Raw genomic sequence first — 17140 nt, 5'->3', positions numbered from 1 at the left:
CCGGTCTGCACCAGCAGACCGGGCGCTTTGCGTGAGAGCGTGTCACTGTGCAACAACGCCCGCTCGCGCCCGGGGGCGCCGGGCCACCGAATGCGACGCCGGGGTCGGTGAGTTCGGGTTGGCCGAGAGCTGCCGGGTCACCGGCCCGCCGCAGACGAACGAGTAGACCTTGGAGTAGTAGGAGCAGCGCTGGGTGTCCCAGCGGGCGGCCCCTCCGCGTAGGAAACCAATGTAGTTTCCTTGGTGCCGTGGCCGACTGGTTTCCAATCTCGATTTGGTGTGCGGGGTCGACGGGGGAGAAAGCCGGCAAGTACGGCTGCGGTCAGGGTAGCGAAAGCTGCGATCCAGAAGATGAGTTGAAAGGCCTGGAAGGACGGGTATTCGACTCCGTTGAGGATCAGAGTGGTTGAGGCCAGAAGCGCGGCTACCGCGGCGCTGCCGATGGTGGTTCCGATGACGCGCAGGACGGTGTTGAGGCCGTTGGCAGCGGCGGTAATTGTGACGGGGACTGCTTCCATGATGAGAGTTGGCATGGCCGCGTATGCGATCGCGTTTCCGATGCCTATCACGGCGGCTCCCACCATAACCATCCAGACCTCTTCCGTCAGGAAGAGACGGCAGATGAAGCCTGCGGCAGAGATGAGGGCGCCGGTCATGAGTGTGGTTTTCGCTCCGCGGCGGCGGCTGTTCATTGCAGAGAGGGGAGTGAACAGCACCATGGCCAGGCCGGTGGGAACCATGCAGAGGCCGGCCGCCATCACGCTGAGCCCGAAGCCGTAGCCGGCGGCTTCGGGCATTTGCAGCTGCTGAGTAGTGGAGAGCAGATTGGAGTACATCGAGTAGCCCAGGAGGACCGAAACCAGGTTTGTCAAGAGCACTGGTTTTCGGGCTGACGTTCGCAGGTCCAGCATTGGCTGGCTGATTTTGAGCTCGATCGGGACCCAGAGGGCCAGGGCGGCGATTGCGGCAGCAGCCGCTAAAAGGGTAGTTGTACTGGTCCAGCCCCAGGTGCCGCCCTTGGATAATGCAAGAAGCCCTGCGGTCAGGGCAATGGTCAGCAGGATGGCGCCGGCGTAATCAAATTTTGCTGGCGTGCGGATTCTGGATTTCGAAACGACCAAGGGCAGGGTCGCGATCAGCAGGATGCCTGTCGCTGCGGTGCTCCAGAAGATTGCTTGCCAGCCGAGAAGTTCGTAGAGAGCACCGGCCAGGGGAAGGCCCAGCGCACTTCCGAAACCGAGTGTCGCGCTGATCATTGCAACGGCCGGGCCCAGCTTGGGGCCGGGGATTTCCTCGCGCAGGACGCTGATGCCCACGGGGACCAGGGCAGCGGCGAATCCCTGGAGTGATCGGCCGGCCAGCATGGCCGCGAAATTCACGTCGATCGCTACCAGCGCCGAGCCGAGGGACATCATGACCAGGCAGACAAGCATGATTCGGCGTTTGCCGAACATGTCCGCCAGACGGCTGAGCACCGGGGTGGCGACGGCACTGGCGAGCAGGGTGGCAGTAAGGATCCAGGACGCGTCCTCGACGGAGATCCCGAGCAGGCGGGGCAGGTCGGGCAGCAGGGGAACGACCATGGTCTGCTGGAGGGTGACGGTTGTTCCGCACAGGCAGAGCACCGGCAGAAGGAGTTTGCTGGTAGTGCTCGGTTTGGACGCTGTGCCCTTGCAGCGGGGGAGCATTCTTGTGGCCGCCTTTTTGTCGGAGCGCAACTGTGCCGCTGATTCCGCTCGTCGGTGAATCAGCGGCACAGTGGGGGAGCAGCTGGAGCTTCTGCGTTTTAGGGTGTTTTGTCCCGGGTATTCGGAGCAGGTGCTGCCGTTAGTTGCTTGAGCTGTGCTGCTTCTCCGCCGGCGGGATAGGGCGGTCTTCGTCCGGATGAGCTGACGTGCTGCTAGAGGCGGGGACTACCTCGCGGTCGGAACTGTCCGGGTCCTGAGTATTTGCTTCTTCCATCACCTGGGATTCTGCGGTGGCCTTGGCGCCGGCGACGCGCTTTCGCATTCCGGTGATGACCTTGGCGGCGATGATGGCCAGGATCAGGGTGAAGATGATTGCGGCGGCCGGATCGGTGACGAAGATGTCCAGGCTGCCGCCGGAGATCAGCATGGACTGGCGGAAGGATTTTTCCAGGATTGGTCCGAGGACGAACGCCAGCACCAGCGGGCCGGGGTCGAAACCGGTCTTGGACATGATCCAGCCCAGAACGCCGAAGGCCAGGACCACCCACATGTCGAAGGAGCTGTTGTTGATCGAGTAAACGCCGATCAGCACAATCAGCAGGGAGAAGGAGACCAGGATGCTTTGGCGTACGCGCAGCATTTGGACGAAGATTCCCACGAGCGGAATGTTGAGGATCAGCAGCATTAGGTTGCCGATGTACATGGAGGCGATGACGCCCCAGAAGAGTCCTGAGTGGTCGGTCATCAGCTGCGGACCCGGGGTGATGCCGTGCATCAGCAGGGCGCCGAAGATCATTGCCAGCACTACATTGGAGGGGATGCCGAGGACCAGCAGCGGGATGAACGCGGTGGTCGAGGATGCGTTGTTCGCCGTTTCCGGACCTGCGACGCCTTCGATGGCGCCCTTGCCGAACCGGCTGGGGTCTTTGGCGCGGCGTTTCTCCGTCGCGTAGGAGGCCAGGGAGGAGATGACCCCGCCGCCGCCGGGGAGGATGCCGATGAGGAAACCGAGAATCGAGCCGCGGCCGATGGCGCCGGCCGAGTCCTTGATGTCCCGGCGGGAGGGCCAGATGTTCTTGATCTTTGTTTTGATGATCTGGGCTTTTTCGGTCTGCTCCAGGGTACGCAGGAGTTCAGCGACGCCGAAGAGGCCCATCGCCACCGCCACGAAGTCCAGGCCGCCCAGCAGCGGCATCTGACCGAAGGTGAAGCGGGCTGTCCCGTCGACGGGATCCTGGCCGACGGTGGACAGCAGCAGTCCGGCCGCGGCCATGCACAGGCTCTTGATGGTGGATCCGGTGCCCAGGGACGTGACCAGGAACAGGCCCAGGACCATCAGGGCAACATAGGCGGCTGGGCCCATGGACAGCGCGATCTTGGCGAGGGCCGGGGCCAGGAAGGTCAGGCCGATCACGGCCACGGTGCCGCCGATGAAGGATCCGATGGCGGAGATGCCCAGTGCCGTGCCGGCCCGCCCTTGCTTGGTCATCTGGTAGCCGTCGAAGGTGGTGACGACCGAGGCTGCCTCGCCCGGCAGGCGCAGCAGCACGGAGGTGATGGTGCCTCCGTACATTGATCCGTAGTAGATTCCGGCCAGCATGATGATCGAGGCTGTGGGGTCCATCGTGTATGTGATGGGCAGCAGGAGCGCGATCGTTGCAGTGGGCCCGAGGCCGGGCAGGACCCCGATCGCGGTTCCAATGACCACGCCGATCAGCACGAACAGCAGGTTGATGGGGTCGAAGGCAACGGAAAAGCCTTCACCGAGGTTGCTTAGGGTTTCCATGTCAGGTCCGTTCTAGACGAAGGCGCCAAGGGCCAGGTCGGCGGGGAAGGGCACGCCCAGGAGCCGGTCGAAGATGACATACAGCACGGCCGGGCCCGCTACCGCGAACACGACGGTCCAGCGCCAGGACTCTCTGCCGAAGACGCGCAGCCACAGCAGGAGCATCAGCACGGCCGGGACGAAGAAGCCGATCAGTTCAAAAAGAACGACGAAGGCGCCGAGACTGGCGACGCCGGCTGCCACCGACAGGCTTTTGCGGCCCCAGGCCTCCAGCGGTTCCTCTCCGGGCCAGATCGTCAGTGCGCCTGCACTGAGGATGATGGCCCAGGAGATGACGAACGGCCAGAGGCCCGGGGCAGGGTGGTGCAGGGTGCCCAGCTTCAACTGCCATGATCCCCAGGCTGCACCCAGGCCCAGGGCGAGCAGGACGAGCGGAGGAATTCGGCGCTGCCAGCGCGTGGCGCCGGTGTCCGGTGTCGCCGGTACGCGGGTGTCGGCGGCCGCTTCCACGGGAGAAGTAACCATGGGGTTGCCCCTTCTTCGGGCCGGCCGTACCGGCCGGCGGGTCAGTAGTCGGGTGTTACTTCGCCAGGAGGGGCTCGTAACGGGTGCGCATGTCATTGAAGATCTGCTGTGTCGCTTCCGCGTCCGAGAAGCCGTCAGGGACAAAACGGTCGCCGATCTGGGCGATGACGTCCGCGTCCTGGCTGCAGGTCTCGATGCCGTTTTCCAGCTTCCCGGCGATGTCCTGCGGCAGGCCCTTCGGCGCGAAGAGGCCGTAGACCGAGGCCGTCTTCACGTCGTAGCCTGCCTCCTCGGTCGTGGGGACCTCGGGGAAGGCTTCAGAGCGGACTTCGCCCGCGGCGGCCAGCGGGACGATGGCGCCGTCCTTCACCTGGGACTCGACATCGACGTAGTCGTTGACGAAGCCAGCGTCGATATGGCGGCCGAGAAGGTTGGTGATGAGTTCGGCGCTGCCGGAGGTGGGCACCATGGCGAATTCAATACCTGCGGTCTCCTGCAGGCGCTTGAGTTCGACGGCCAGTGAACTGGTGGCTCCCGGGACCCCGATGGAGACCTTTCCGGGTTCGGCCTTGGCGGCATCGAAGAGATCCTGCAGGCTTTTGTAGGGCGAATCCTTCGGCACGGCGAACAGCGTGGGGATCTCGGCCATGGTGCCCAGAGCCTGGAAATCGTCCTGGGAGTAGGGCAGCTCGTTGGTCATCGGATTCAACACCAGCGGGCCGTTGGTGCTCAAGCCCAGGGTGTAACCGTCGGGCTTGGCGCCGGCCAGCTTCTGCATGGCCACTGCCCCGGCGCCGCTGTCGAGGTTTTCCACCACGAAGGTGCCGTCCAGTTGCTTTGACAGGCAAGCACCGTAGGCGCGCGCCGTGGTGTCGGAGGGGCCGCCGGCGGCATAGGGCATCACGAGCGTCACGGCCTTGGCCGGATAGCTCTCGGACGCCTCGGACGCCTCGGAAGCACCCGAGCATGCGGTAACGGTTAGGGACAGGCCGGCGACAGCGGCGGCAGCGGAGATCAGGCGAGTGTTGTTCAAGGTAACCTCTGATACTTGGTCTGAAGTTGAGAGTTCACTCCGTAAGGAGTGCCCTCTCAGTAATACATGATTGTGATCGACGGCACAACTGCTCCGTCAAATGTGATTATTCGGTTACGGCCGATTCGAGCAGGGGCACGCTCAGCGCTGCGCGCGGTTTCATGAAGACGTCCCATAACGGTCCTGTCGAGAGCCAGCGCAGGGGGTCCATCAAGGCAAGGCTGCGCGGGACGAAAACCTTGCGCTGGCGTGCGGCCATCGCCGCAACCAGCAGATCGGCGCAGGTGTCCGTACTGGAAACGACATTGAAGGGCCAGGGCAGGGAACGGCTGTCTCCGGCCCGGGTGCCGGCCCCGGCGATCATGCCGGTACGCACCCAGGCCGGGTGCGCGACGCCAACGTCGACACCCTTGTGCGCCAGTTCGAGCCGCAGTGCCCCGCCGAACGCCTCCACGCCGGCTTTGGACGCGGCATACGCGTTGGCGCGCGGCACGTTTTTCAGCGCAGCAGCCGAACTCATCAGCAGGTAGTAGCCCCGGTTCTGGGTGACCTCCTCGAGGGTGGCCTTGACGGTCCGGATGACCCCGCCGAGGTTGATGTCCACGATCCGCAGCAGGTCCTCGGTGCGCGAAACGGCGACCGTGGAAGCGCTGCCCACGCCGGCGCAGGCGAAGACCACATCCAGCCGTCCGAAGTGGTGCACCGTTCGGCGGGTAGCGGCCTGCAGCGACTTGTAGTCGGTCACGTCAGCTGCCGTAGCCAGGTGTCCGCCGCCCAGTCGGGAGAGGAACCGGTCTAGGGTCTCCTGGTCACGGTCGATGAGCGACACGTGCGCGCCGGCGGCGGCGAGTCGCTCTGCGGTGGCCGCGGCGATGCCTCCGGCTCCGCCGGTGATCAGCACGACCCGGCCACGCAGCCTGCCGGGATCCGCAGCACGGCCCGTTCCTGTCCGGTCCGCCGTGGGGGGAGTCAGGGGTGGGGCTTTCATCCCATGTACGACCCGCCGTTGACGTCGACGGTAACACCGGTGACGAAACCGTTGTCGGCGGCGGCCAGGTACTGGACGGCCTGGGCCACGTCACTGGCATAGCCCAGCCGGCCCACCGGGATGCGGCCGAGATAGTTCCGGTTGACTTCGTCGGAGACACCTGAAGCCATGCCGGCGTCGATCCGTCCGGGGGCGATGGCGTTGACGGTGATTCCGAATGGCGCCAGTTCCCGGGCGAAGGAGCGGGTCAGGCCGAGGAGCCCGGTCTTGGTCGCCGCATAGTGGACACCGCCCAGCCGGCCGCCGTCACGCGCGGCCAGAGAGGACATGTTGACGATCCGGCCGAAGCCGGTGCTTTTCATGTGCGGCGCCAGCGCTTGGATACCTAAGAAGGGTCCTGTGAGGTTCACAGCCAGGACGCTGGTCCATTCATCGAGGGGGATTTCATCACCGTCGATTTTCTGTCCGTCCCGTTTCGGGGAGACGCCGGCGTTGTTGACCAAGACCACCGAGGGTTCGGGGGAGGCCTCGACGGCCTCGGCAATCCGCTTCCAGTCCAGTGGATCTGTTACGTCGCTGGACATGGTCTGCAGGAGTCCGGCATGCTGATTCAGGTCCGCCTGCAGGCCGTCCAGGGCCGAACCGGAAGTGTCAACAGCGATGACCCGGTCTCCGCTGGCCAGGAATGATTCCACAATGCCGCGTCCGATCCCGCCGGCTGCGCCGGTGACGACGACTGTTCGGTGCTGCTGTTCGGTAATGCTCATGCTTTTTTCCGTTCCTGGGTGATAGGGAGGCTGCCTTCCTTCAGGCAGCCTCCCGTGGTCCGTTAGTGCGCCGCGGCCAACACATGTTCGGAGGCTTTGTCCGCGCAGGTAGCCAGGTACGGTTCGGGGTCGAACGGTGCATTGACCTCGCGGAAGGTATAGGCCGGTTCCGGCCACAGGGTGGTAAGCCGCCCGTTGCGGTGGTCCACGTACCAGCTGCTGCAGCCGCCCTCGAGCCAGACGGTACCTTGGGCGAGGCTGTCCACGCGGTCCATGAAGTCATCTTCTGCTTCCCTGCTCACCTCGAGGGCAGGCAGCCCGGCCGCATCGCGGAAGTTCACCGCAGCCATGATGTAGTCGATCTGGGCCTCGGCGATGTACACGGCAGAGTTGTGCCCCAGACCGGTGTTGGGCCCGTTGATGATCCACAGATTCGGAAAACCGTGCACGGCGGTGGTGGCGTAAGCCTGCATGCCGTTGGCCCAGCGTTCACTGAGCGGCAGGCCGTCGCGGCCGAAGACGCGGTAGGCGATCGGCAGATCCGTGGCCTCGAAACCCGTGCAGGCAATGATGACGTCCAGTTCATGGCTGCCTCCGTCCCCGCCGAACACGCGGTTGCCTTCGACGCGCTTGATGCCGCCGGTTTCCAGATGGACGTGATCCTGAGTGAAGGTTGGGTAGTAGTCACTGGATTTCAGGACGCGCTTGCAGCCGAACGTGTAGTCCGGGGTCAGTTTCCGGCGCAGTTCCGGATCCTCAATCTGCCGGTGCAGGTGGTCCAGGGCAACCTGGGTGGCGGCGGAGACCAAGGTCGGGGTGCCGCGACGTTGGGCGTAGCGCTCCTCGTTGGACCAGAACATCTCTTGGCGCAGTTCCTGCATCGCCTCGGGCATCTTGCGGAACAGGCCCTTTTCCTGGTTGGTGTAGGACCGGTCGGGACGCGGGGTCACGTACGGGGCCGAGCGCTGGAACACGACGACTTGGGCGGCGATCTTGGCCACTTCGGGCAGCACCTGGACGGCTGTGGCTCCCGAGCCGATGATCCCGATCCGCTTGCCCGTCAGATCGATGCCGTCATTCCACTGGGCCGAGTGGAACAGTTCGCCGGAAAAGTCGTTCAATCCCTCGATGTCGGGCACCTTTGGCTCGGACAGATGCCCGACGGCGCTCACCAGGGTGCGGGAGGAGAACTCCCCCTTGGGGGTGGTGACCCTCCACAGTGCAGCTGCCTCGTCCCACTTGGCGGCGTTCACTTCGGCGCCGAACACGATCCGCTCAAGCAGGTTCTCGTCACGGGCGACGTTGCGCAGGTAGTCAAAAATTTCCCGCTGGGGCGCGAACATGCGGGACCACTCCGGGTTGGGGCGGAAGGAAAACGAGTACAGATGCGACGGGACGTCACAGGCGGCTCCGGGGTAGTGATTGTCACGCCAGGTGCCACCTACTTCGTCCGCCCGCTCAAGAATGATGAATGAGCGCTGGCCCTCGCGGGCCAGCTTCGTGCCCATGCCAAGGCCCCCGAAGCCGGCACCAACAATGATTACATCGACCGGTGAACCGGGCGCGGGATGTTTCAGACTGGTGCTTTCCACTATTCCTCCAAATTGTGTCGTGGTGTGTGCTGGTCCCGACGGGCTAGACAAGGATCGGCTCCTTAATCTCGCCGGCAGGGGCGGCGGCAGGATCGCTGACGAACTCGTTGATGAGCTGGAAGAGCTGGGCCGGACGCTCGTGGGGGATGGCATGTCCGCTGTCGATGACGGCGTACCGGGCGTTGGGGAGGCCTCCGAAGAGAAGCTTGGTTTGCCGGGCGGGCACCATCTGGTCATGCCCACCGGCGACGACAAGGGACGGCGCGCTGATGGCGGCCAGTTTCCCGCTCAGGTCGGCGGTGACGTTGAGCCGCATCTGCGCTGCAATGCCTTCCGGAAAGGTGCGGGACTCAACCAAGGTTTGGATATCTGCCTCGGCGCGGCCGGCAAGGAACGGGTGCCCATAAGCGGTCCAGGTAACAAATTCGCGCAGGAGGTTCTGGTCCGACTCGAAGAGCCGGGTCCAGATCCGGTTGCGGAGCCGTTGCTGATTATCGGCCTTGATCCAGCCGGCCACCAGGGTCAGGCTTGCCACGCCTTCCGGCCGTGACGCGGCCATGTCGGCAGCCACCAGGGCGCCCAGGGAGTAGCCCACGACATGAACCGGCCGGACAGGAATGCGGGCATCAATAACGCCGGCGACCTGTTTAGACAGCGCCTCCAGGGTCAGTTCTCCGTCGGGGGTCTGCAGATCGACGGAAAGCACGCGGTACCGGGCTGCGAGCATTGGAAACAGTGTGTGGAAGTGGGTCTTGCTGCTTCCGCCGGTTCCGTGCACCAGGACAATGGTGTCCCGGGAGTCATCCGCAGCATGCGTGTCATGGAACGGAACCGACAGGGAGCCGATGTGGACCAGTCCCTCTTGTGCATCTGGATGAATCTTCAATTCCAATCCCTTCAACGTTTTGTGAGTGCCGGTGTTAATGGTCAGGAGGGGATCCGCGTGGCGGAGGACTAGGGCAAACTGCCTGATATTGAAAGTACACTCCGTGCGGATTAGACTCTCATAAAAGCATATGAGTGATGCCAAGCACAATCCTGAAAGGGTTCATATGAAGATCACCGGCGCGGTTCTCGAAACTGTCGGCGCCCCCCGTCCCTACGCGCAGTCCCGGCCGCTGGCCGTTGCGGAACTTGACCTCGCCGACCCCGGACCGCAGGAAGTTCTGATCAGGGTGGAGGCCGCTGGCGTATGCCACTCCGACCTCTCCGTCGTCAACGGTGACCGTCCCCGGCCTCTGCCTATGCTGCTCGGCCATGAAGCCGCCGGAATTGTCGTCGCTGTCGGCGCCCAAGTTGATGATCTTCAACCGGGCCAGCGGGTCGTCACTGTGTTCCTGCCCCGCTGCGAGGAGTGCGCCAACTGCCGCACCGGAGGCAAGCTTCCATGCAGCGTCGGAACAGAATCCAACGGGGCGGGGTCATTGCCCGGCGGCGTCACCCGCCTCAGCCGCAGCGGCGAGCCGATCCTTCATCACCTCGGAGTCTCCGGATTCGCTACTCATGCTGTCCTTAACCGGCGCTCGGTAGTTCCCGTCGGCAGCGACATCCCGCCCGCGGTCGCAGCGGTTCTTGGCTGCGCGGTGCTCACCGGCGGTGGGGCGGTTATCAATGCGGGCAAACCGGAAGCGGGCCAGGACATCATGATCATCGGCCTTGGCGGAGTCGGCATGGCCGCGCTGCTGACCGCCGTCGCGGTCTCCTCACCCTGGGCCGCACCGCCCCGGATCATCGGCGTCGACGCCAACCCGGACAAACTGACCGCGGGGCGTGACCTTGGCGCCACAGAAACCTACTCTCCAGCGGAAGCCGAGGAACTAGGCATCCGCGCACACCTCGTCATCGAGGCCGCGGGTCACCCTAAGGCCTTCGAAACCGCCGTACGCTCAACGGCACCGGGAGGTACCACCGTGACAGTGGGCCTGCCGGCTCCCGGAGCCGTGTCATCGATCGAACCACTGGGCATCACAGCGGAGGCGCGGACCATCATCGGTTCCTACCTCGGCTCCGCGTTGCCCGCCCGCGACATCCCGGTCTACGCGCAGATGTGGCGCGAAGGAAGGCTCCCGGTCGAAAAGCTTGCCTCCTCAGTGATCCCCCTCGACGGGATCAACGAGGCGATGGATGAACTTGCCGACGGCAAGGCCATTCGCCAGATCGTGATGTTCAATTAAATGTCATCTGCACCAGGAAGTAGCAGCCCGGGCGGCCCATCACTGGGCCGCCCAGGTGCCGACGCTGATAGGGGCGTTAACAGGAAATGAAAACAACGACTTCGGTGGCCACAACACCGGGCGCCCCTGTCGGGCTGCGGGAGCGAGCGCGAATTGAGCGCTACCAAAACATCCGCGCCGCGGCCGAACAGCTCTTCAACGAACGAGGTTACGAGCAAACAACGACCAAGGAAGTAGCCGAACGTGCCGGCGTCGGGGAAGCAACTCTCTTCCGTTACGTCACGAACAAACACGAGCTGCTCCTGTTGGTTATCGGAGAACGCATGGACATGGCGCTCCAAGCGATCGAGGACGCTGACAAGGAACAGGTTGCCAATACTTCCACCGCCCGGGACTACGTCGAGCGGATCTACGCCATCTTTCAGGCTCGCGCCCAGTTCTACGCAACCGACCCGGAGAACGTCACCAGCTATCTGCACTACGGATTCAAGGCCGGAAGCCAGCTCGGCGCGCAAAGCATCTCCCAAGGCGACAGGATCATCGCGCTAACAGCATCTATCCTCGACAGCGCACGCGACGCCGGTCACCTGACTGCCGAAGTAGACTCACGGACAGTCGCGCAGAACTGCAACGGAACATACATCCACGAAGTTCTGCGTACGCCAGCCCGGGGATTCCAGCCCGAGGACCTCTGGGGAAAACTCCACGAACGCCTGCGCGTACAAATCGAGCCTCTCTTCCGGCTCTGAAGGCTCAAATCGACTTCCACGTCGAACTTGAAGGTGGCCGGTCGTCCTTGCCGAAGACCTGATAGATAACCTTGCCGGTCGGCAATATGCGCGGTTATCGGGTTTGGAGTTGGGCCGCGTGTTTAGTTCTCGAACCCCTGTTGCGGGTGCATCGTGGTTGAGCGCCTTGAGTGCCACTCTTCATTGACTGGAAGTATTCAGTGGCTTCTGCGTGCCTTTGCGGGGATTGGCCTTAATGGCGGTGCGGTTGCGGAGCCACTGGAACCGATCGGCGTACGGGCGGATAACTTCAACGTGGAGACGACGGTATGCGTGCCGGTCACTTCATTTTCCGACCCCTGGAGAAGCCGTTCCTGGCCGCGACGTTCAGTACTCGTCCGGCCCGCCGAACCATCCGGAAGCTCGGGCGTGGAATTCTTGCGTATGCAGCGCCGAGGCTCCCGCAGGGATCATCCCCAGGAACGGGACGGGAAGATCGCTCAGGTACCGCTGGTTGTCCAACTCAATGTCGGTGGGCTCCTGCGGCCAGGCACCGATCACTAACCCCGCGACCGGAAGCGACCGGCGCTGCAGTGCCTCGAGCGTAAGCAGGGTGTGGTTCAACGTCCCGAGCCCGCTGCGGCACACGACGACGATGCCCGCCGTTCGCTGGCTGTCGCCGGCGCCGGCCGTCGATGTCCCGTCGATGAAGCCAGCAGCCAGATCCGCGAGGCAAAAACCCGGTTCGAGTTCGACGAGCAGTCCGCCGGCCCCCTCCACCAGCACGTGATCGAAATCCTCGGCTAGCCCCCGGATGGTCTCGGTGTGCTGCACACGTCTGGGGAGGGAAGCGCCCTCCCGGGCGGCTGCGGCGACCGGCGCCATCGGTAACCGGAGCCGGGCACCTTCTAAGACGTGGTCGATCCCGGCCAGCCGGCGGACTTCCTCGATGTCCCCGGCCTCCTCCTCCAGAACGCCCGTTTGGACGGGTTTATAGACCGCGACCGAGGGGCGGCCGCTGCGCGCGGAAGCCGCGCGGGAACCGGCAGACAACGCCGCCGCAAGCGCCGCCGTCGTCATCGTTTTGCCCACGCCGGTATCCGTGCCGGTCACGAACAGGATCCGGGGCAGGGCGGGCAGGCCCGCGTCAGGGTGCCTCACCGGTTGCTCCTTTCCGGTGACGCGGCTTCCACCGTGACGGACAGGGGCGCCTGGAAGGACAACAGCCGCAGCCAGTCAGGTTCCGGCCCAATCAGCCGTATATCAGGCAGGGCGCGGGCTGTTTCCTCCAGGGCCAGGACGGTTTCGAGTTCGGCCAGCCTCGCCCCCAGACAGCGGTGCAGCCCGTAGCCGAAGGACAGCGAGTAGGCCGTGGGGCCAGCATCGGGCGGGTGGTGGCCGGCCAGTTCCAGAAGGATTTCGGATCCGGCGGGCAGCGCCGTGCCGTCCAGGACGGTATCGCGCGGGACGACCCGGCGCCAGGTGTGCACGGACGGTTCCTCGGCCAGCACCCTGCGCACCAGCGTTGATCCAGTGCCGCCGGAGGCCAGCGATTGCCAGCAAGCGGGATCCTGCAGCGCCCGGTACAAGGCTGTGCCGATCAGCAGTGCGGTGGTTTCCTGCCCGGCGATGAGCAGGAAGTAGCCCAGCGAGCAGACCTCTGCGGTCCGGAGCCCGGCCGCGTGCAGTGCGCCGAAGAGGTTGTCGTGCCCATGGCTGGCGACGACCTCGGCCCGCAGCCAGGCGTAGAACTCGGCGGCGGTTTCGGCGAGTTCCACCTGACGCTGCGGATCCGGCCAGCCCCAGAAAAGTTCCAGTGAATCCCGGCTCCAGCGCTTGACCACTTCCGAGTCCGGCAGTGGGAAGCCGGTCAGTTCCTGCATGATCACCGGCGGGATGTGGGCTCCAACAGCCCTGGCAAGGTCCACCGGGCCGTGCGCGATCTCCGCGGCGGCAGCTTCGGCATGTTTGCGCGTTAGTTCGCGCACCCGCGGGCCGATGGCGGCGACCTTGGCGGGGGTGAAGAACCCTGCTACCACCGAACGCACCGTCCGGTGCAGCTCCCCGGTGGCCGAGGCCAGCACCGGCGGCAGGGCGAACCGGCTGCGGCTCAGGATCCGCAGTGCCGCCGGGCTCAGCGGCACCACCGAGGTTAAGGCGTTGGTGGGCAGGAAATCATCCACTCGGCGCAGCACCTGGCGGACCTGCTCGGGGTCCCTGATGACCTGATAGCTCGTGCCCTCGCTCACGCGGGCACCTCCATGTGGGATAGCAGCGTATTAATAAGGTCGGTGACGTTTCGCAACTGCGCCGGGGCCAGGTCCGCGCGGGCGGTCAGCCTCAGCCGCGAGATCCCGTCCGGCACACTCGGCGGACGGAAGCAGCCGACCAGCACGCCGGCGTCCTCCAGCCTGGCGGCCAGGTCCGCGGCGCACCGCGGTGAGCCGGCGGGCACGGACTGCACCGCGCCATCAGCCTGCTCGATGCCCAAACCGGCGGCGATCAGCGCCGCGTTGCGGCCGACGGCGGCCACGCGCTCCGGCTCGTCGGCAATGATGCGGCAGGCCTGCGCGGCGGCAGCGGCCGCGGCCGGGGCCAGCCCGGTGTCGAAAATGAAGCTCCGCGCGGTATTGACCAGATGCTCGCGCAGAGCGGGGGAGCCGAGTACCGCCCCGCCCTGGCTGCCCAGGGCCTTGGACAGCGTGGCGGTAACCGCCACATGCTCCGCTCCGGCCAGCCCCGCGGCGTACACGGCGCCGCGGCCGTGGCCGGCAACGCCGATCCCGTGCGCCTCGTCCACCACCAGCAGCGCGTCGTGGTCGGCGCACAGTTGCGCAACGGCGGACACGTCGGCGGCGTCCCCGAGCACCGAGTAGATCGATTCGATCACGACGACGGCGCGCGGCTGGCTGCGCGCGGCCAGCCGCTGCTCCAAGGCATCCAGGTCGTCGTGCGGGAAGACCTCGACCGGGGAGCGGGAGAGCCGGGCGGCGTCGATCAGCGAGGCGTGGATGTGCTCGTCGGTCAGAAGCAGGGTTCCGGGGCCGCCGAGAGCGGTGAGGATGCCCAGGTTCGCGGCGTAGCCGCTGGAGAAGGCCAGCGCCGCGGGGCGGCCGGTGAGCGCGCACAACTCGGCCTCGAGCTCCTCGTGCACAGCGTGCGTGCCGGTGACCACGCGGGAAGCGCGGGCGCCGGTGCCGTAACGTTCGACGGCGGCGACGGCGGCGGCCTGCAGCCGGGGGTCCGCGGCCAGGCCCAGATAATCGTTGGAGGCCAGGTCGAGCACGGTGCCGGTCCGCGGTACCGTGTGCCGGATGATACCGCGCCGGACGCGCACTCGGGCCTGGGCGGCGAGCCAGTCCTGCATGGAGCCCATCAGCCATGCACCTCTTTAACGGCGGCGCTAATGCCGGCGCCGATCGCCGCCACGTCAGCCGGCGTGCAGATATATGGCGGCATGGTGTAGACGAGGTTGCGGAACGGGCGCACCCAGACCCCGTGCGCCAGGGCCGCGCGGGTCATGGCCGGGACGTCCACCGCATCGTGGAGTTCGACGACGCCGACGGCGCCGAGCACCCGCACGTCCCGGACGGACCCGAGGCCGGATGCCGAGGCCAGGGACGCGCGCAGGCCAGCTTCGACGCCTCGCACCTGCTCCTGCCAACCGGCGCTTTCCAGCAGCTGAAGCGAGGCCAAGGCCGCCGCGCAAGCCAGCGGGTTGGCCATAAAGGTCGGCCCGTGCAGGAGGGCCCGGAATTCGGAGGCGGTGATGACGTCCGCGACCGTCGTGGAGCACAACACCGCGGCCAGGGTCAGGTAGCCGCCGGTGAGGGCCTTGCCCACGCACATGACGTCCGGGACCACCCCTGCCCATTCGCCGGCGAAGAGCTTGCCGGTGCGGCCGAAGCCGGTAGCGATTTCGTCGAAGACGAGCAGTAGCCCATGCGCGTCGGCCACCCGGCGCAGGGCCTGCAGGCATTCGGGCGGGTAGGCGTGCATTCCGCCGGCGCCCTGCAGCACTGGTTCCACAATGATCCCGGCCAGCTCGTGCCCGTGCCGGGCGACGGCGGCCTCCAATTCCGCGGTCCAGGCGGCAACCGCTGCGCCGTCGGAGACCAGGCTGCCGCCGCCGTTCAGCCGCGCGGCCGGCGGCCGGGGCAGGAAATGCTGGACCGGCAGGGATGGGAAGGCCGAGTGCATGCCGTCCACCGGATCGCACACGCTCATAGCACCGAAGGTGTCCCCGTGGTAGCCGCCGCGCAGGGCCAGGAACGCGTGCCGGCCCTGCCGCCCGGCTGCGGCCTGGTACTGGATGGCCAGCTTCAGCGCGACCTCCACCGAGACCGAACCGGAGTCCGCGAAGAACACGTGCCGCAGCGGATCTGGGGCCAGCTCCGCCAGCTGCTCGGCCAGCCGGACGGCAGGCTCGTGCGTGAGGCCGCCGAACATCACGTGGCTGAACCGCTTCACTTGCCGGCGTACTGCGTCGTCGAGGGCCGGATGCCGGTAGCCGTGGATGGCGGACCACCAAGAGCTCATGGCATCGACCGCCTCGAAGCGCGCCCCGTCCGCGGCTTCCAACTGCAGCCGCACGCCGTCCGCGGCGGCAACCGCGTAAGGCGTGGGGCCGTCCAGCGGGGCGTAGGGGTGCCAGAGCAGGCCGCGGTCACGCGCAAGCAGCGCAGCGCCGGACAGCGCTGCCTCAGGCATTGGGGGCAAGCTCCGTCCCCGCGCCGCGGCGCCGGATGGAAATCTCTGTCGGTGCGCCGTCGTCGTCAGCGGCCGCAGCGGGCACCGGGCCGGCAGGGGCCAGAACAGTGAAGCCGGCGTCGGCAATCATCTCCAGGTCCGCCTTCGCGGCCTGGCCCTCGCTGGTCAGGTAGTCGCCGAGGAAGAGCGAGTTGGCCACGTGCAGGGCAAGCGGCTGCAGCGAGCGCAGGTGCATCTCGCGGCCGCCGGCCATCCGCAGTTCGGTGGGAGGGCAGGCGAAGCGCACCAGCGCCAGGATCCGCAGGCAGTGTGCAGGGGTGAGCAGCCAGGTGCCCTCCAGGGGGGTGCCCTCGAAGGGCATCAGGAAGTTAACCGGGATCGAGTCGGTCTCCAGCTCTCGCAGGGCAAAGACCGCGTCGATCAGCTCTTCGTTGCTCTCGCCCATTCCCACGATCAGGCCGGAGCAAGGGGAGAGGCCGGCGTCCTTGGCATGGTTGACGGTACGAACGCGGTCTGCGTATTCGTGGGTGGTGCAGATGTCGGCGTAGTTGGATTCGCTGGTGTTCAGGTTGTGGTTGTAGGCGTCCACTCCGGCGGCCTTGAGCTTGTCTGCCTGCCCGTCCTTGAGGATGCCCAGGCAGGCGCAGACCTCCACCTGCGGATGCTCGTCCTTGAGTCCGGCGACCATGTTGGCCACTCGATCCACGTCCCGGTCCGTTGGGCCCTTGCCGCTGGCCACGAGGCAGACCCGGGAGGCGCCCGCGCGGATGCCGCTGGCGGCCTGTTCGGCGGCCTCTTCCGGTTTGAGCCATGTGTACTTGAGGATTTCGGCGGCCGAACCCAGGCGCTGCGAGCAGTAGGTGCAGTCCTCCGGGCAGAGGCCCGACTTGAGGTTCACCAGGTAGTTCACCTTGACGGTATTGCCGAAGTGGGCCCGCCTCAGCGTCGCTGCCGCCGCCGTCAGCTGCAGCAGCTGTGAATCGTCGGAAGCGAGGATGGCACGCGCATCGTCGCGCGTCAGGGTGCCGCCGGCCAGCTGCCGGTCGGCCAGATCTTGGAAGGAATTGAACACCGTTCAATAGTGGGTGTGGCCGGAGTGGTTGTCAAGGATGGTGCATGATGGACGCGATAACGTGACATCGGCTGGAG

At 65.8% G+C, this 17140-nt stretch carries 15 protein-coding genes; 2 read left to right on the top strand and 13 right to left on the bottom strand.

What is annotated here, in order from left to right; all coding sequences use genetic code 11:
* Positions 1–137: 137 nt before the first annotated feature.
* The 8 genes from AC5RVD_RS05140 to AC5RVD_RS05105 all read right to left on the bottom strand — a co-directional run bounded on the left by AC5RVD_RS05140 (position 138) and on the right by AC5RVD_RS05105 (position 9265).
* Positions 138–1688 carry an MFS transporter gene (locus AC5RVD_RS05140; protein ID WP_494126234.1) on the bottom strand — a complete coding sequence of 517 codons (1551 nt, stop codon included), beginning with the start codon at positions 1686–1688 and terminating at the stop codon, positions 138–140.
* Between the two features lie 139 nt (positions 1689–1827).
* Positions 1828–3474 carry a tripartite tricarboxylate transporter permease gene (locus AC5RVD_RS05135; RefSeq protein WP_494126233.1) on the bottom strand — a complete coding sequence of 549 codons (1647 nt, stop codon included), beginning with the start codon at positions 3472–3474 and terminating at the stop codon, positions 1828–1830.
* A gap of 12 nt (positions 3475–3486) precedes the next feature.
* Positions 3487–3999: a tripartite tricarboxylate transporter TctB family protein gene (locus AC5RVD_RS05130; RefSeq protein ID WP_494126232.1), complete on the bottom strand. Its 513-nt coding sequence runs from the start codon at positions 3997–3999 to the stop codon at positions 3487–3489.
* 55 nt (positions 4000–4054) lie between these two features.
* Positions 4055–5032: a tripartite tricarboxylate transporter substrate binding protein gene (locus AC5RVD_RS05125; RefSeq protein ID WP_494126231.1), complete on the bottom strand. Its 978-nt coding sequence runs from the start codon at positions 5030–5032 to the stop codon at positions 4055–4057.
* Positions 5033–5138: 106 nt separating this feature from the next.
* Positions 5139–6020 (bottom strand): SDR family NAD(P)-dependent oxidoreductase, encoded by an 882-nt coding sequence (locus tag AC5RVD_RS05120; RefSeq protein ID WP_494126230.1) that lies wholly within the window; start codon positions 6018–6020, stop codon positions 5139–5141.
* On the bottom strand, positions 6017–6787 hold the full coding sequence (locus tag AC5RVD_RS05115; RefSeq protein WP_494126229.1) for an SDR family oxidoreductase: 771 nt from the start codon (positions 6785–6787) through the stop codon (positions 6017–6019). Before AC5RVD_RS05115 ends, AC5RVD_RS05120 begins: the two co-directional genes overlap by 4 nt.
* Positions 6788–6849: 62 nt before the next feature.
* A complete protein-coding gene (locus AC5RVD_RS05110) occupies positions 6850–8379 on the bottom strand; it encodes a flavin-containing monooxygenase (protein ID WP_494126228.1) in 1530 nt (509 codons plus the stop codon).
* Between the two features lie 43 nt (positions 8380–8422).
* Positions 8423–9265, bottom strand: a complete 843-nt coding sequence (locus AC5RVD_RS05105) for an alpha/beta fold hydrolase (protein ID WP_494126227.1) — start codon at positions 9263–9265, stop codon at positions 8423–8425.
* Positions 9266–9395: 130 nt separating this feature from the next.
* Between AC5RVD_RS05105 and AC5RVD_RS05100 the strand changes: the two genes are divergently transcribed.
* Together AC5RVD_RS05100 and AC5RVD_RS05095 are read left to right on the top strand one after the other, a co-directional pair.
* On the top strand, positions 9396–10553 hold the full coding sequence (locus tag AC5RVD_RS05100) for an alcohol dehydrogenase catalytic domain-containing protein (RefSeq protein WP_494126226.1): 1158 nt from the start codon (positions 9396–9398) through the stop codon (positions 10551–10553).
* Positions 10554–10639: 86 nt separating this feature from the next.
* Positions 10640–11302: a TetR/AcrR family transcriptional regulator gene (locus AC5RVD_RS05095; RefSeq protein ID WP_494126225.1), complete on the top strand. Its 663-nt coding sequence runs from the start codon at positions 10640–10642 to the stop codon at positions 11300–11302.
* Positions 11303–11668: 366 nt separating this feature from the next.
* On the opposite strand, the gene bioD is transcribed toward AC5RVD_RS05095, so the two are convergent.
* Genes bioD through bioB form a run of 5 tightly spaced genes read right to left on the bottom strand, consistent with a single transcriptional unit; the run spans position 11669 to position 17063 of the window.
* Positions 11669–12442 carry a dethiobiotin synthase gene (gene bioD, locus AC5RVD_RS05090; RefSeq protein ID WP_494126224.1) on the bottom strand — a complete coding sequence of 258 codons (774 nt, stop codon included), beginning with the start codon at positions 12440–12442 and terminating at the stop codon, positions 11669–11671.
* Positions 12439–13530 (bottom strand): cytochrome P450, encoded by a 1092-nt coding sequence (locus AC5RVD_RS05085; RefSeq protein ID WP_494126223.1) that lies wholly within the window; start codon positions 13528–13530, stop codon positions 12439–12441. The genes bioD and AC5RVD_RS05085 overlap by 4 nt, the downstream gene beginning before the upstream one ends.
* Positions 13527–14657: an 8-amino-7-oxononanoate synthase gene (locus AC5RVD_RS05080; RefSeq protein WP_494126222.1), complete on the bottom strand. Its 1131-nt coding sequence runs from the start codon at positions 14655–14657 to the stop codon at positions 13527–13529. The genes AC5RVD_RS05085 and AC5RVD_RS05080 overlap by 4 nt, the downstream gene beginning before the upstream one ends.
* Positions 14657–15991 (bottom strand): adenosylmethionine--8-amino-7-oxononanoate transaminase, encoded by a 1335-nt coding sequence (locus AC5RVD_RS05075; protein ID WP_494126221.1) that lies wholly within the window; start codon positions 15989–15991, stop codon positions 14657–14659. Before AC5RVD_RS05075 ends, AC5RVD_RS05080 begins: the two co-directional genes overlap by 1 nt.
* The gene (gene bioB, locus AC5RVD_RS05070) at positions 15984–17063 is read right to left on the bottom strand and encodes a biotin synthase BioB (RefSeq protein ID WP_494106811.1); all 1080 of its coding nucleotides are present in this window, start codon (positions 17061–17063) and stop codon (positions 15984–15986) included. The genes AC5RVD_RS05075 and bioB overlap by 8 nt, the downstream gene beginning before the upstream one ends.
* Between the last annotated feature and the right edge of the window lie 77 nt (positions 17064–17140).

Source organism: Arthrobacter sp. THG-b23 (assembly GCF_059091265.1).
Note: the sequence above shows the minus strand (reverse complement) of the source record. Positions and strands in the feature narration are given on the sequence as shown.